Source organism: Halococcus morrhuae DSM 1307 (assembly GCF_000336695.1).
GTDB lineage: Archaea > Halobacteriota > Halobacteria > Halobacteriales > Halococcaceae > Halococcus > Halococcus morrhuae.
This window is the reverse complement of sequence record NZ_AOMC01000043.1, coordinates 1-13,675: the sequence shown is the minus strand read 5'-3', so window position 1 is coordinate 13,675 and position 13,675 is coordinate 1. Positions and strand designations below refer to the sequence as shown.

At 66.2% G+C, this 13,675-nt stretch carries 15 protein-coding genes and 2 tRNA genes; 11 read left to right on the top strand and 6 right to left on the bottom strand.

The features are described from left to right. Together C448_RS02210 and C448_RS02205 are read left to right on the top strand one after the other, a co-directional pair. Positions 1 to 72: transfer RNA gene (locus tag C448_RS02210), tRNA-Ala, on the top strand. Positions 73 to 300: 228 nt separating this feature from the next. Then, the gene (locus C448_RS02205) at positions 301 to 573 is read left to right on the top strand and encodes a DUF5827 family protein (protein ID WP_004051575.1); all 273 of its coding nucleotides are present in this window, start codon (positions 301 to 303) and stop codon (positions 571 to 573) included. Positions 574 to 585: 12 nt separating this feature from the next. Here C448_RS02205 and surE read toward each other — a convergent pair whose 3' ends face one another. Then, positions 586 to 1,368 (bottom strand): 5'/3'-nucleotidase SurE, encoded by a 783-nt coding sequence (gene surE, locus C448_RS02200; protein ID WP_004051574.1) that lies wholly within the window; start codon positions 1,366 to 1,368, stop codon positions 586 to 588. A 72-nt stretch (positions 1,369 to 1,440) separates the two neighbouring features. On the opposite strand from surE, the gene C448_RS02195 reads away from it, so the two are divergent. Further along, complete coding sequence (locus C448_RS02195; RefSeq protein ID WP_004051573.1) at positions 1,441 to 1,953, top strand: hypothetical protein; 513 nt, start codon at positions 1,441 to 1,443, stop codon at positions 1,951 to 1,953. Beyond that, the gene (locus C448_RS16080) at positions 1,950 to 2,105 is read left to right on the top strand and encodes a hypothetical protein (protein ID WP_160162770.1); all 156 of its coding nucleotides are present in this window, start codon (positions 1,950 to 1,952) and stop codon (positions 2,103 to 2,105) included. The genes C448_RS02195 and C448_RS16080 overlap by 4 nt, the downstream gene beginning before the upstream one ends. Position 2,106: 1 nt before the next feature. Here C448_RS16080 and C448_RS02190 read toward each other — a convergent pair whose 3' ends face one another. Genes C448_RS02190 through C448_RS02175 form a run of 4 tightly spaced genes read right to left on the bottom strand, consistent with a single transcriptional unit; the run spans position 2,107 to position 6,389 of the window. After that, positions 2,107 to 3,618, bottom strand: a complete 1,512-nt coding sequence (locus C448_RS02190; protein WP_004051572.1) for a small ribosomal subunit Rsm22 family protein — start codon at positions 3,616 to 3,618, stop codon at positions 2,107 to 2,109. After that, positions 3,615 to 4,349 carry a prephenate dehydrogenase/arogenate dehydrogenase family protein gene (locus C448_RS02185; RefSeq protein WP_004051571.1) on the bottom strand — a complete coding sequence of 245 codons (735 nt, stop codon included), beginning with the start codon at positions 4,347 to 4,349 and terminating at the stop codon, positions 3,615 to 3,617. The genes C448_RS02190 and C448_RS02185 overlap by 4 nt, the downstream gene beginning before the upstream one ends. A gap of 39 nt (positions 4,350 to 4,388) precedes the next feature. Next, on the bottom strand, positions 4,389 to 5,189 hold the full coding sequence (locus C448_RS02180; protein ID WP_004051570.1) for a hypothetical protein: 801 nt from the start codon (positions 5,187 to 5,189) through the stop codon (positions 4,389 to 4,391). Positions 5,190 to 5,231: 42 nt separating this feature from the next. Next, positions 5,232 to 6,389: a M24 family metallopeptidase gene (locus C448_RS02175; protein ID WP_004051569.1), complete on the bottom strand. Its 1,158-nt coding sequence runs from the start codon at positions 6,387 to 6,389 to the stop codon at positions 5,232 to 5,234. 170 nt (positions 6,390 to 6,559) lie between these two features. Here C448_RS02175 and C448_RS16620 point away from each other — a divergent pair, with 170 nt between their 5' ends. The 4 genes from C448_RS16620 (at position 6,560) to aroC (ending at position 11,584) form a co-directional block, all read left to right on the top strand. Next, positions 6,560 to 7,027 carry a trehalase-like domain-containing protein gene (locus C448_RS16620; RefSeq protein ID WP_239640511.1) on the top strand — a complete coding sequence of 156 codons (468 nt, stop codon included), beginning with the start codon at positions 6,560 to 6,562 and terminating at the stop codon, positions 7,025 to 7,027. A gap of 39 nt (positions 7,028 to 7,066) precedes the next feature. Next, positions 7,067 to 8,317, top strand: coding sequence for a glycoside hydrolase family 15 protein (locus C448_RS02170; protein ID WP_239640510.1), 1,251 nt, complete (start codon positions 7,067 to 7,069; stop codon positions 8,315 to 8,317). Between the two features lie 486 nt (positions 8,318 to 8,803). Continuing rightward, positions 8,804 to 10,096, top strand: a complete 1,293-nt coding sequence (gene aroA / locus C448_RS02165) for a 3-phosphoshikimate 1-carboxyvinyltransferase (RefSeq protein ID WP_004051568.1) — start codon at positions 8,804 to 8,806, stop codon at positions 10,094 to 10,096. A gap of 300 nt (positions 10,097 to 10,396) precedes the next feature. After that, a complete protein-coding gene (gene aroC, locus C448_RS02160; protein ID WP_004051567.1) occupies positions 10,397 to 11,584 on the top strand; it encodes a chorismate synthase in 1,188 nt (395 codons plus the stop codon). Positions 11,585 to 11,587: 3 nt separating this feature from the next. Here the strand turns inward: aroC and C448_RS02155 are convergent, their stop codons facing one another. Continuing rightward, positions 11,588 to 11,785 (bottom strand): hypothetical protein, encoded by a 198-nt coding sequence (locus C448_RS02155; protein WP_004051566.1) that lies wholly within the window; start codon positions 11,783 to 11,785, stop codon positions 11,588 to 11,590. Between the two features lie 157 nt (positions 11,786 to 11,942). Between C448_RS02155 and C448_RS02150 the strand changes: the two genes are divergently transcribed. The 3 genes from C448_RS02150 to C448_RS02140 all read left to right on the top strand — a co-directional run bounded on the left by C448_RS02150 (position 11,943) and on the right by C448_RS02140 (position 13,252). Then, positions 11,943 to 12,686, top strand: a complete 744-nt coding sequence (locus C448_RS02150; RefSeq protein ID WP_004051565.1) for a glycosyltransferase family protein — start codon at positions 11,943 to 11,945, stop codon at positions 12,684 to 12,686. Positions 12,687 to 12,712: 26 nt separating this feature from the next. Continuing rightward, positions 12,713 to 12,795, top strand: a tRNA-Ser gene (locus C448_RS02145). 136 nt (positions 12,796 to 12,931) lie between these two features. Further along, on the top strand, positions 12,932 to 13,252 hold the full coding sequence (locus C448_RS02140; RefSeq protein WP_004051564.1) for a DUF5785 family protein: 321 nt from the start codon (positions 12,932 to 12,934) through the stop codon (positions 13,250 to 13,252). Positions 13,253 to 13,675 lie beyond the last annotated feature (423 nt).

The following is a 13,675-nucleotide window of genomic DNA, read 5'->3' as shown; positions in this document are numbered from 1 at the left end:
GGGCTCGTAGATCAGTGGTAGATCGTCTCCTTCGCAAGGAGAAGGCCTCGGGTTCGAATCCCGACGAGTCCATCCTACTTTTTGCCCGGCTTCGCTCGTCTTCGACTCGCTCAGCCGGGCAAAAACGTAGTGAAAAACCGCACCCGCACCGCAAACCGCCTCCGCCGATTATTCTCGTATCCGTTCTGTTTTCGTCGTGCGTACATCACGAACAGCCCGAACGACGATGGCGACGCCTGCTGGCCGGCTGATCGAACCCGACACCGCCGAGGATTTAGGCCGTTCCGGCCTATTGTCGGTATGCCGCGCCAGAAATCCTCCTTCAACCGGTTGCGTCCCTTCGAGTTCCGCGAGCCGGCCGACGTGCTCGATCCCGACGCGATGTACACCGTCTACGAGATCGCTCGCCTCTTGCAAGGATTGGAACCCGACACCGAACTCGACATCGAGACGGAGGGTATCCTGCTCGACTGGGCGATCCCGTGGCTGGTCACGAACGCCGACGAACTCTGTTTCGGCGATCCCGAAAGTGACGACGAACCGGGCCACTACGGGCTTCTCGATACGGAGTAGCGCTGGCTCGAACTACCGCCCGTACGATTCGGCGACCGCGCTGAGTGCGTCGTGGGCTTCGGTCGTGTGCGGTGCGGTCAGCGGCGAGACGCTCACGTGCCCCTCGAAGACCGCCCGACGATCGGTGCCCTCCGGGTCGGGGATCGCCCCGTCGGCCATCCGCTGCCAGATGCGATCCCGGAGTGTGAGGTCGCCGTCGTCGCCGACGGCGGTCAGCTGGTAGACGTCCGACGGGTAGGTGATCTCCATGCCGGCGTGCTCGCCGTCGGTGGCCGCCGGGACCGGTGCGTTGACGTTCAGATAGTCGGCACGCTCGAAGATCCCGTCGCCGAGCGCGTTCGTCACGAGATGTCTCGTCGCCCGGATGGCCTCCTCGTACTCGCCTTCACGAGCGACGTACTCGCGGAAGTCGATGTCGCCGCCGGGGACGTACAGCGAGACGGCGATCGCCGGGACGTCGAAGAAGCTCGCTTCGACGGCGGCGCTGATCGTCCCCGAGCGCCCGAGCGTGTACTCGCCGAGGTTTGCGCCCTGATTGCAGCCCGAGACCACGAGGTCCGCGTCGGGACAGAGTGAGCCCAGACCTGCCACCACGCAGTCGGCGGGCGTTCCTCCGACGGCATAGCCGAGGTCGTGCTCCTCGACGATGACCCGATCGGAGAGCGTGCGCCCGACGGCGCTCTGGTCCTCGGCGGGCGCGACGACCGTCACCTCGCCGTGATCGGCGAGCGCATCGGCGAGCACGGCGATCCCCGTGCTCTCGATGCCGTCGTCGTTCGTCAGCAGGATCTGCATGTCCGGTCTGCGGTGGCCCAGCGCAAAAGCGCACCGTTAAGGGTCATCGCTTCGCTGTGCGAGAACGAACGGATGAGTGAGGGATCCGACGCGCCGCGACGGGGCTGGTCGAGCAAGCGCCGCGAGACCGTCTATCGCGAACTACGGGACGTCCTCAACAGCCAGCAGTCCGTGATGGACGACATCGACGACAAGGCGCTACGCACGGTGCGCATCACGGCGCTGCTGCTCGGCGTCGTCGTTCCCGCCGCCGGTCTCGCGGCCGTCACCTTTCAACCGCTTCTCGCCGCCGTCGGTGTGCTCGCACTCGTTCTCTCGGCCATCGTCGGCGTGCTCACCTACGGCGAATCCGACCTCGTGGTCGGCCCGAGCGGCGCGTACGCCGTCTCGCTGGCGACGGGCGACGATGCCGACTGGGAGCTCGACTTCCTCGTCGAACTCGCCTCGTGGACCGAGAGCAACGCCGCCGACATCGCCGACAACGGCCGCCTGCTCTTCTACACGCAAGCGCTGTTCGTCGTCGGGATCGTCGCCCTCACCGCGAGCGTGGCTTTTTACCCGGTCGTGACCTATTTCGGAGCATGAGTGGGAGCGACGACGGACAGCCGGATGAAACCGGTCAGCGGAGCCACAAGGGGCCGGCGCTGCTCTCGAAACTCCTCGGGCGCGACGGGCACGAACGACAGCAGGAACAGCGCGCCCGGTTGCGGGCAGTGGTCGACGAGTCGATGGAGTAGCTCAGACGGGGATCCGGTCGACGATCGTCTCGTCGTCGACGACGAGATTGTACGATTCCTCGTCGTCGTTCCAGAGCACGAGCACGTTCTCGAACTCCAGGAGCGCGCCGTAGTCCGCGTCCGAGAGTGCCCGGTTGAGTGTCGTTTCGCGGGTCAGCACGGCGTAGTGATCGACCGCCTCGCTGCCGTCGCTGATCTTGAATAAGGGATTGCCGTCCGACAGCGAGTGGCTGAGCTTCGCGGCGATACAGTCCACCCGACTGGAAACGTGGCGCTCGCTGTCGGCCATCTTCGCCACGCGATTCGGATCGGGCGTGAACTCGATGCGGCGCGCTCCGTCCCGGCGAAGGATCGAATACGAGTACTGGACGTCGACGTTGACGAACGCCGCGCCCTCGTCGGCAGTTTCGGCGAGGCGGCGCTGGAACGGTGGCACGTCGAGATCGCCCTTCACGTCGAACGACCAGCCCCTGTCGGTCGGTGCGTGACCGGGCCAGAGGCGGACGGTCGGTGCGTACGCCGTCGCCGGACTACCGTCGGACTCACTTCGCTCGACCGACGAGGATCGCGCGCCGGAGGCGCGCTCACTACCGGAAGACTCGCTCCACTCGTCTTCCGTCGTTCGCAAGCCACCGGCTCGCTCACCGCCGTCGGCGAGTGCGCGTTCGATCCCCCGCAAACCGATCGACGTCTCGCGGTCGGCGGGTGCGATGGCGACGAGCGAGCCGTCGGGCGCGAGCGCGTCCATGTATTGTCGTGCGACCGTGGTCGGATCGTCGATCTCGCTCAACACGTTCGCCATCAGTATCAGGTCGTACTCACCGTCGGGATCGAACCCCTCGGCGCTCGTGCGGTGGACGGTCGGATGGAAGTTCTTGTCCGTGTCGTCGAGCAGCGCGTCCAGCACGTCCGCGGCGGCGCTCGGCTCGACCGCGTGATACTCGCAGAGCGCATCGTCGGGGAGGAAGTCGGCGAGCCCGAGCGCCGGTCCGCCGACGCCAGCGCCGACGTCGAGCACGCGGAGCCCCTTCGGAAGCAGTCCATCGCGTGCGAGATCGGCGAGAACGTACTGGACGGTCGCGTAGTAGTCGGGGTGGTGATAGATGGCGTAGGCGAGCGCCGTCTCGCGGTCGTAGTTCACCGACTCGCCGGCGAAGTACGACTCCTTGAACGTCCGAATCCGCTCACGGAGGCGTTCCCCGGAGTCGCCCGTCGGCCAGCCGGCCCCGTACTCGTCGACGAGCAGCTCTTCGAGCGCTCTGACATGGGGTTCGGGCAGCGCCGCGACGCCCGAAAAATCGGTCGTGATCGGTTCCTCGGCAACGGGGACGAACGTGCCGTCGTCGCGTTCGATGAGGTCGAGCTCGGCGGCCGACTCGCGGAGCACCTCCCGGACGACGGCGGGGTGGGGCTGGCCGGTGACGTACTCGTCGATCTCCTCGGGGTCGATCGGGCGCACCTCCCGGAGGTAGTTCGCGTTCGCACGGATCGCCGCGTGCTGGTCGTCGTTCATCGCTGCTCGCGCGCCTCGCGGTACAGCTCCTCGACACCCGTCCCGTCGACCGTGGCGATGCGCTCCGCGGCCTCGGCGACCGCTTCCGCGCCGTCGAATCGCTCCTGGATCTCGGCGTAGACCCGCGGCGATCCAGACAGTACCTGGCTCGCGAGGTCGTCGAGCGGGCCGGAGATGGGGGTATGAAACTCCTCGCGGACGTCCTCGGCGGCGAGCGCGTAGGCGAGCACGGCCGCGTGCGCGCCGGCTTGAACCGTCTCCATCGCCCGGTCGTGTTCGTCGGGCGTCGTCTCGAAGAGTTCGTTTTCGGCGGCCAGCGCCGCGCGAACTTCGTCGGTCGCCGGGCCGGCCGCGTCGGCGACCGTCGCGATCCGGCCAGGGGCGTTTTCGGGCGCGAACAGAGGGTGGAGGCTCAGTCGCTCGCGATCGGGTGCGTGTGTTCGCATCGCCTCGATCGGTTCGGCCATGCTCCCGGTGACGTCGATCACGGCGCGCTCGGCCGTCGGCGCGTGCTCGGCGATGGCCGCTTCGACCGCCGGCATCGGCACGGCGAAACAGACGGTGTCGAACCGTTCGTCGGTGTCGAGCGCCACCGACCGCGCATCGAGGCGGTCGGCGACTGCGGCGGCTCTCTCGGGATCGGTGTCGGTGAGGGTGACTGTGGTCGCTTCGGCGAGCGTGCGGGCGAACCACTCGCCCATCGTGCCCGCGCCGACGACGAGAAGGGTCATTGTGCGCCGTTGCGAGCGGCTGGCAAAAGCCCCTTCGAGTCAGCCGATCCACTTACGGAGCGTCGCTTCGAGTCCACATGGATCGTCGAGATCCGCGGTCGAGCAGCGAATCGGGAGTGGCCACGGCAATCCTCGGCGGATGGTGAGTGCACGTTCCGAGCGCGAAACCGAGCGGAGCTGGTCACGGGGGACGAACAGCCCGCTCACAGAGCCCGAAACCCGAATTACGAGGCCATTCCCGTAGAGCGTGTATCGTCGATATCGTCCGATTACTGCTGCGCGCCCGAGCAAGACGCCCGCCAGCGGTCCAATAAAGCTCGCTTCCGTATCTAATTCGAGAACGATCAGCACTCCGCCAACGAAGAACACCGCTGCACCGACGAGCGACAATCCTCGAACGATCCGTTTGTAGCGAGTATCGGGCGCAGCGGTCCACTCGGCGAGCACGCGTTCGTGATCGTGCAGATATGCTTCATAGCGGCGCATCGTCGTGATGTATACGAGGAACGCGGCTATCAGGGGAGCCAGAATGACGAGCAATAGCCTGTTCCCAGTCTCACTGGGGACGATTCCGAACGATACCAGGATTCCGACAACGGCCGTGATGACGGACATGCCGAGCGCAAGCGTGGTGTGGATTCGGTGATCAACGATCCACGACACGAGATTCGTCCGTGTCGTTGCGATGCCGGAAACGACGAGCAGTGTGATGATGCCGGTGACGAGCGGGGTGGGGGCGAGAAAACGAATTCTGGTCGCTGTGACGACCCCGACGAAGACGACAGCACCCGCGAAGAGACCGATCGCCAGGGCCAACGAATCGAACGACGGGCGGCGCATGTATTTCCCGACAGCCGTGTCGCTGAAAAACGTTGTCGGGAGCTACTCGATGCGGAGGCGCTTCGGGTAGTCGGTGAGGTTCTCGTAGCCGTCGTCGGTGACGAGCACGAAGTCCTCGACGCGCACGCCCCCGACGTCGGGGTCGTAGAGGCCGGGCTCGATCGTGATGACGTTGCCCGCTTCGAGCTCGCCACCCTCGAAGCTCAGGCTCGGCATCTCGTGGACCGCGAGTCCGACGCCGTGACCGGTTCCGTGGATGAAGCCCGTCTCGGTTTCGGGATCGTCGCGCAGCGTTGGCTCGCCAGCGTCCTCGTAGACGTCACAGACCGCGTTGTGGACTTCCTCGCCGGTCGCGCCGGGTTCGACGACGTCGAGCGCTGCGTCGAGGGCTTCATTCGAGAGCTCGTACCACTCCTCGGCGCGCTCGCTCGGCTCACCCTTCACGAACGTCCTGGTCATGTCGGCGTGATAGCCCGTGTCGGTGCTCTTCGGGAAGATGTCGACGATGATCGGCTCACCGGCGGCGAGGGGACCGCTGCCGTCGTTGTGCGGGTCGGCGGCGTCGGCACCGCCGGCGACGATCGTCTCGCCGGAGCTGTAGCCGTGCTGGAGCAGCGTCGTCTCGACGGCCGTCTTGACGCGCTCGGAGGTGAGCGGTTCGCCGTCGGCGACGAGCTGGCCGTCCTCGACGTCGGCTCCCTGGATGGCGTTCTCGGCGGCGACCATCGCGCGCTCGTTGACTTGCTGGGCGTCTCTGACCTTCTCGATCTCCTCGTCGGTCTTGACCGAGCGGATGTCGACGAGGATCCCGTCGTCCTCGGCGGTCACGTTGATGCCCTGTTCGCGGAGGCCATCGGCGGTTCCGACCGGGAAGCGCTCCGGAACGAGCAGCGAGTCGATGTCGTGATCGTCGAGAAAGCGCCCGAGCAGTTCGGTGTTCGCCTCGCGCCCGCCAGCGTCGTCGGCATAGTCGGCGTGACGGGAGACGGTCGCGGCACGGCTCTCGGTTTTCGCGCGGCCGTATTCGAGCGCCGAGACGAGGAGGTGGGTGTCGCCGTCGTAGAGGGTCACGAAGGGGTCGGGTGCGACGAACCCGGAGAGATAGCGCTGGTCGGGATCGTCGGAATCGGCATCGAGCAGGTAACCATCGGCATCGTCGTCGGCGAGTTCCGCGTCGAGCGCGGAGAGATCCGGATCCATAACGGAAATTCGGGTGTGGCCGACAAAACGATGGCGTCTCACGGGCGGGAGCGTTATGAAGCCGCCACCGCAGCCTTCCGTATGGATTTCCTGCCGATCGGCGACTACGGTGTCGTCGGCAACCTCGAAACCTGCGCGCTGGTCGGGCGCGACGGGACGGTCGATTGGTGGTGTCTCCACATATCGAATCGTCGAGCGTCTTCGCCGGTATCTTGGATCCCGAGGTCGGCGGACAGTTCGCGGTCCAGCCCACCGGCGAGTTCGAAAGCGATCAGGAGTACGTCGAGCGGACGAACGAGCTCGAGACCTCCCTCGCGACCGAATCCGGCACGGCAACCCTCACCGACTTCATGCCGATCGTCGGCGAGCAGCAGACTCTCGATATCGCCGAGCACGCCCTCTACCGACGCGTCGAGTGCGGAGAGGGTTCGATCGAATTCGACGTCGAGTTCGCGCCGCGCTTCGACTACGCGCGCGCCGAGACGACCGTCGAAGCGGTCGACGGCGGCGTGCTCGCGACCGGCAACGACGAGGAACTGTTCTGCCAGAGCTCGGTCGCGCTCGATACCGATGGTTCGACGGCGACGGGAACCGTCACGCTCGACGAGGGCGATACCGTCTGGTTCGTCTGTCAGTAAGGCGAGCGCGGACGACTCGACGACGATGAAGCGGCGGCGATGCTGGAGGCGACGACCCAGTTCTGGAAGGGCTGGGTTCACCATTGCACGGATTCGGAGCGCTGTCTGTTCTACGGGCCGTGGCACGAGCTCGTGATCCGCTCGGAGCTCGTGCTCAAACTGCTGATGCGTCGCGAGACCAGCGCCATCGCCGCCGCGCCGACGACCTCGCTGCCGGAGACGATCGGCGGCGAGCGCAACTGGGACTACCGGTTCAACTGGATCCGTGATGCGGCGTTCACCGTGCAAGCGCTCCACGAACTCGGCCACGCCGGGGAGGTCGAGGATTTCTTCGAGGAGTGTCTCGCCCGGATCGCCGAGGGCGAACCTGGACGGGTCGAACAGCCCTTCTACGGCGTCGACGGCGAAGAACTCCCCGACGAGGAGGAGCTCGACCATCTCGAAGGCTATCGAGGGTCATCGCCGGTGCGCATCGGCAACGCGGCGGGCGACCAGCGCCAGCTCGATGTCTACGGCGAGCTCGTTCTGGCGGTCCACGAGACGACGCAGTACGGCGAGACTCTCACCGAGGAGAACTGGGCGGTGCTCCGTGACGTCATCGATCACGTCTGTGAAGTCTGGGACGAACCGGGCTACGGCATCTGGGAGGATCGCGTCGATCCCAAGCAGTTCGTCTACTCGAAGGTGATGTGCTGGGCGGCCATCGATCGGGCGCTGACGATGACCGAGGCGACCGACTACGAGGCCCCGACCGACGAGTGGGAGGCTGTCCGTGCCGAGATCGAAGAGCGCGTGCTCGACGAGGGCTACGACGAGGAGATGGGGAATTTCACCCGCTCGTTCGGAACCGACAACGTCGATGCATCGCTGCTCCGTCTCCCTGTCGTCGGCTTTCTCGAACCGGACGACGACCGGATTCTCGGGACGATCGAGGCGGTCCAGGACCATCTCGCGACCGACGAGGGACTCGTCTATCGCTACGACACCGACGACGGGCTCGACGGCGAGGAGAATCCATTCGTTCTCTGTTCGTTTTGGCTGGTCGATGCGCTCGCGCTGGCCGGCCGTCGCGAGGAAGCCCGCGAACTCTACGAGGACGTGCTCGAACACGCGACCTCGCTCGGTCTGTTCGCCGAGCAGGTCGACGGAGAGACCGGCGAACAGCGGGGCAACTTCCCGCAGGCGTTCAGCCATCTCGGTCTCATCAACAGCGCCATCTACGTCAGCGAAGGTGCCGACCCCAGAACTCCGACCCCCATCGGCGTCGACGCGCCCGACGGGACCAGTTGAGGTGAGCGCGTGAACCACGATGGACGATGCATCGCTGGCGGTTGCTGTGGCGCGCGCTCGCGCTCGTGTGCGAAACGAAGTGAGCACCGAGCGCGAACATTGTGCGAGGGATGAGCGACGCGAACGAAGTGAGCAGAGCGAATCGGCTGGGGAGGTATGTGGGCGGCGTTGGTGCGGTGCTGTGAATGAACCGTCCGCGCGAACGAATGTGAGCGCGGTTCACCGTGAGCGACCGTCGGGAGCGAGCGGTCCTTTTTAGTCCAGGTTTTGCGAGTAGTGAGGGACCTCCGGTCCCTCATACCGTGCGAGCGGGCCATGCGCGGCGCTACGCGCCGCGAGTTCGAGGCGGCGAAGCCGCCTCGCACGCCCGCGAGCAGAGAGTGGTGCGCGCGGAGCGCGCACCNATCCAAATGACTACGCCGTCTCGTAGCAAGTAAAAAAGTGGAGGTCCGGCAGTCTGATAGCCCCGCCGTCCGAGGAGCGGGTATGAACGCCGACATCGGGAGTTCGCGCGTGAGCGGCACGGTCCGAGCACCGCCGTCGAAGAGCTACACCCACCGGGCGATCCTGGCGGCGGGCTACGGCGACGGTACCACGCGGATCGAGCGGCCGCTCGTCTCCGCCGACACGCGCGCGACGGCGCGGGCCGTCGAGGCGTTCGGTGGGCGTGTCGAGGGAATCGCGGACGATAGTGAGCGCATCGAGGTGGAGGGATTCGGCCATCCCGAGACGCCAGCCGATGTCGTCGACTGTGCCAACAGTGGGACGACGATGCGTCTCGTCACGGCGACGGCGGCGCTCGCTGAGGGGTTGACCGTGCTCACCGGCGACGGATCGTTGCGCTCGCGCCCGCACGGGCCGCTGCTCGCTGCGGTCGAGGATCTGGGTGGGCGTGCGGAGAGCACGCGTGCGAACGGCCAGGCCCCGCTCGTCGTCGGCGGGCCGGTGGACGGCGGGCGGGTTTCGATGCCTGGCGACGTCTCCTCGCAGTTCGTGACCGCGCTCCTCATGGCCGGTGCGCGCTCCGAGGCGGGGATCGAGATCGACCTCGAAACCGAACTGAAATCCGCGCCGTACGTCGAAATCACTCGCGAGCTGCTCGCCGACTTCGGCGTCGAGACCGAGAACGGCGGAAAGGGGTTCGCGGTCGCGGGCGGGCAGGCCTACGACGCGGGCGGCGAATATCGCGTACCGGGCGATTTCTCGTCGATCTCGTATCTGCTCGCCGCCGGCGCGCTCGCCGCCGACGATGAACTTACCGTGGAGGGTGCGCGGCCGAGCGCGCAGGGCGACAGCGCCATCGTCGAGATCCTCGACCGGATGGGCGCGGAGATCGCGTGGGAGCGCGACGCCGGGACGATCTCGATCGCGCGCTCGCCGCTGTCGGGCGTCGAGATCGACGTCGGCGACACGCCCGATCTCCTGCCGACGCTCGCGGTTCTCGGGGCCGCGGCCGACGGCGAGACGCGGCTCGTGAACGCCGAACACGTCCGGTACAAGGAGACCGATCGCGTGAGCGCGATGGCCGACGAACTCGAAGCGATGGGTGCGAGCGTCACCGAGCGGGAGGACTCGCTCACGATCCACGGCGAGGACTCGGCCCTCCAGGGCGCGCGCGTCGACGGCCGGGGTGACCACCGGATCGTGATGGCGCTCGCGATCGCCGGGCTGGTCGCCGACGGGACGACCACCGTCGCCGGCGCGGAGCACGTCGACGTCTCGTTTCCGGATTTCTTCGCTATGCTCGCCGATGCTGGTGCCGACGTGAGTCTCGACTGAAACGACGGTGTTTGTGGGGAGGGAACGTTTGCGGGCGGAGTGGTGTGGAGCGGGGCGGGGCGGGCGGTCCTGGTGGATGAAGGGCGAGCATCCCGAAGGGATGCAAGGGCTTCGGCGGAGGCGGGCGGTTTGCGGGAGGTGTTAGCATCCGCGCGAGTGAAACGAGCGCGGTTCACTGCGAACGAGCACCGCGAGTGAGCAGGTGTTTTTAGTCCAGGTTTTTCAAGGAGCGGTGCGCGCGGAGCGCGCACCCGACGCAGAAAAAAGTGGGTTCAAATCCCTGCGCGCCAACGCGAAGCCATGAACGGCAACGAGTTCGGTCGGCTCTTCCGGGTCACGACCTTCGGCGAGAGCCACGGCGAAGCGATGGGTGTCACGGTCTCGGGCTGTCCCGCGGGGCTGGAACTCGACGAGGCGGACGTCCAGCGCGAGCTCGACCGGCGCAAACCCGGCCAGTCACAGATCACGACCAGCCGCGGCGAGCCCGACACCGTCTCGATCAAGAGTGGTACACAGGACGGCTACACCACCGGAACGCCGATCGGGATGGTCATCCAGAACAAGGACGCCCGCTCGGGCAAGTACGAGCCGTTCATTACCGCGCCGCGACCCTCACACGGCGATTTCACCTATTCGGCGAAGTTCGGCACCAGGAACTGGGGCGGCGGCGGGCGCTCGTCGGCCCGCGAGACGGCGAACTGGGTCGCGGCGGGCGCGATCGCGAAGAAAATCCTCGCGAGCGAGGGCATCGAGATCCGGGCGCACGTCAACCAGATCGGCGAGATCGAGGCTCCTGACGTGAGTTTCGAGGCGATGGGCGAACACGTCGAGGAGAACGAGGTCCGGTGTGCCCATCCCGAAACCGCGGAGCGAATGCGCGAGCGCATCGACGAATATCAGGAGGAGGGCGATTCGATCGGTGGGGCCATCGAGTTCGAAATTCGGGGTGCGCCCCGCGGGCTCGGTGCGCCACGGTTCGACTCGGTGCCGGCACGACTCGGGCAGGCAATGCTGAGCGTGCCCGCCGCGACGAGTTTCGAATTCGGGCTCGGCCGGGAGGCCCGGCGCTATCGCGGCAGCGAGCGCAACGAGGACTGGGAGTTCGACGACGATGGCGACCCGATCCCCGTCGGCAACGACCACGGCGGACTCCAGGGCGGGATCACCACCGGTCAGCCGATCCGCGGCGAAGTGACGCTGCACGCGCCGACCTCGATCCCGCAGAAACAGACCACCGTCGACTGGGAGACGGGCGAGGAGAAGGAAGCCCAGGTCATCGGCCGTCATGACCCCGTGCTCCCGCCGCGTGGCGTCCCCGTCGTCGAGGCGATGGCCGCGCTCACGATGGTCGATTTCATGCTGCTCGGCGGGCGCGTCAACCCCGATCGCCTGGACGGCGACGTGGGCGAGTACGACACAGATTATCATCCATCGAGCCCGGAAAACGACCCCGACGCGCCGACGAGCGCCGAACCGACCGAGGACTGATCGCTACCAGTAGGGGTTCGACAGCCATCGCCGCGAGCGCGCGCCGACGGCGCTCATCGCGACGAGGGCAACGATCGCCAGCGCGAGCACGGCGATCGTCGTCGGTGCGAGCGCGTTCAGCACGAGGACGGCGAGGCTACCGATGGCAGCGATGGCGACGAGCAGTGTGACGAACCCGGCGAGCAGCCGTGAAAGCCACATCTCAGGCGCTCCGTGATCGTTCGTCGGGTTTGTCGCCGTCGATACGATCGATATCAGGAACCATCTATGGGAACGAGTGACAGCGCCGGCGTGAATAAATCCCGCGATCGGACGGGCGAGCCACGGCGTTCAAGAGCGCCGCGCGCCGAGTGCGTCCATGACTACAGTCGCCGTCCTCTGTGACGCGCCGAGCGAGGGCGTGCTGGCCGATCTCGCGTCGTCGACGCCGCTCACCGAGAGCGAGACTGCCGACCTCTACGCGGCGATGTGCGCCGACGTGTTCCGCGCTGTCGAGACGAGCGCGAGCGACCTGCTCGTCAACTACCGCCCCAACGAGTCAGGCGATCCCGAGACGGAACTGCGCGCGCTCGCCGATGCCGCGCTCGAAAACCCGGATGGCGTGCGCTACGAGACGCAGGCCGGATCGACGTTCGCCGGTCGCGTCGGCAACACGATCACGCATCTGCTCGAAAGCGAGGAGGAGAGCTCGGCGATGGCCGTCGAACCGACCGCCCCGTTCCTCACGCGCGGCGATATCGATGGGCTGATGATGAAACTCCGTCGGAGCGACGTCGTGCTCGGGCCCGCCTCTGAAGGCCGAGTCTACGCCGCCGGCTTCTCCGCGCCGATCGACTTCGAGGAAGCCTACACGCCGCCGGCGGTTGAGACACTCACAGCGCGCGCGAACGACGCCGGGCTCGACGTCGACTACGGACCGATGACCTCCGTGATCGAGACGGGCGCGGACCTCACGGGTGCGCTTGCGCTCGTCCGTGCGCGCCATCGGGCCGGACGTGACGTGCCCCAGCATACCGCCGCGTGTCTCGACGATCTGGATGCGACGCTTGTTGAGGAAGACGGCGATCTCTCGTTGCGGAAAGCGGACACCGACAGCCCTTAGATGCCCGCGGAGGTAGTCGTGGCTGCGGTGGGGTGGCAGAGTGGACGATTGCGCCTGTCTTGAAAACAGGTGGCCTATGGCCTCATGGGTTCGAATCCCATCCCCACCGTTTCCGAGCGAACCATCCTGCGAGCGCTTCGTGCGCGAGCAACCGCGTGAGCGAGTGAAACGAGTATGTTGGGATCCGAAGCAGAGAGTGAGCGGTGAGCAGCAACGCTTTTGCGGCGACCGACCAGTTTTGAATCATGGCCGACTGGCCCCACGACCCCGACGGCGAGGAAGGGAGCGAAGGGATGCGCAAGTACGGACAGGCAGTCATCGCGAAGAAGGTCGACGAGCACGAGGACTTCCCGCTCGACGTCTCGGCGTTCGTCGACGAACACGGCGACGACCCCATTCGCCTGAATCACGAGCGGGTCGTCAGCCTGGCGGAGATCTTCGACAACGTCGATAGCGACGAGATCGAGGACATCCAGACGATGCATCAGCGGGTCGGCGAAACGATGCGCGAAAACGGCTACTGGGAGTACGACACCGAAACCGAAGGTCCCGGTACCGAGGCCTGACTCACCACCATCCGTTCTAGGCTAATCCCGTCGTGACTGGGACGAATTGATCGGAAATCTGCTCTTCCAATCGGAGAACGCAATCGTTGGCTGGANCATCCGTTCTAGGCTAATCCCGTCGTGACTGGGACGAATTGATCGGAAATCTGCTCTTCCAATCGGAGAACGCAATCGTTGGCTGGATCAGAGCCCGTTGAGGAGCGCTCACCGGCGTGAGCGCTCCGAGATGTTCGTTGAACGCGAGTGCTGTAGCTGGAGAGTCCCGCGATCTAGCCCGATCATGCCGGATTACGCGAGGTCAGCGGCGAACGGTTCGTACCGTACCTCGTCAAGCAACGAGATGCGGTGCGTGTTCGGGTCTAGCGCATCGTTCATCAGCGACTCGACCAACTTCGGCGGCTCGTATCCGAGTCGCTCGGCGAC

Excerpts from the sequence above, each read along its gene's own strand:
- aroA (WP_004051568.1), top strand. The coding sequence starts at position 8,804 with ATGAACGCCGACATCGGGAGTTCGCGCGTGAGCGGCACGGTCCGAGCA.
- C448_RS16080 (WP_160162770.1), top strand. The coding sequence starts at position 1,950 with ATGAGTGGGAGCGACGACGGACAGCCGGATGAAACCGGTCAGCGGAGC.
- C448_RS02170 (WP_239640510.1), top strand. The coding sequence starts at position 7,067 with ATGCTGGAGGCGACGACCCAGTTCTGGAAGGGCTGGGTTCACCATTGC.
- C448_RS02180 (WP_004051570.1), bottom strand. The coding sequence starts at position 5,189 with ATGCGCCGCCCGTCGTTCGATTCGTTGGCCCTGGCGATCGGTCTCTTC.
- C448_RS02190 (WP_004051572.1), bottom strand. The coding sequence starts at position 3,618 with ATGAACGACGACCAGCACGCGGCGATCCGTGCGAACGCGAACTACCTC.
- C448_RS02150 (WP_004051565.1), top strand. The coding sequence starts at position 11,943 with ATGACTACAGTCGCCGTCCTCTGTGACGCGCCGAGCGAGGGCGTGCTG.
- C448_RS02175 (WP_004051569.1), bottom strand. The coding sequence starts at position 6,389 with ATGGATCCGGATCTCTCCGCGCTCGACGCGGAACTCGCCGACGACGAT.
- C448_RS02205 (WP_004051575.1), top strand. The coding sequence starts at position 301 with ATGCCGCGCCAGAAATCCTCCTTCAACCGGTTGCGTCCCTTCGAGTTC.
- C448_RS02140 (WP_004051564.1), top strand. The coding sequence starts at position 12,932 with ATGGCCGACTGGCCCCACGACCCCGACGGCGAGGAAGGGAGCGAAGGG.
- aroC (WP_004051567.1), top strand. The coding sequence starts at position 10,397 with ATGAACGGCAACGAGTTCGGTCGGCTCTTCCGGGTCACGACCTTCGGC.
- C448_RS02185 (WP_004051571.1), bottom strand. The coding sequence starts at position 4,349 with ATGACCCTTCTCGTCGTCGGCGCGGGCACGATGGGCGAGTGGTTCGCC.
- surE (WP_004051574.1), bottom strand. The coding sequence starts at position 1,368 with ATGCAGATCCTGCTGACGAACGACGACGGCATCGAGAGCACGGGGATC.
- C448_RS02155 (WP_004051566.1), bottom strand. The coding sequence starts at position 11,785 with ATGTGGCTTTCACGGCTGCTCGCCGGGTTCGTCACACTGCTCGTCGCC.
- C448_RS02195 (WP_004051573.1), top strand. The coding sequence starts at position 1,441 with ATGAGTGAGGGATCCGACGCGCCGCGACGGGGCTGGTCGAGCAAGCGC.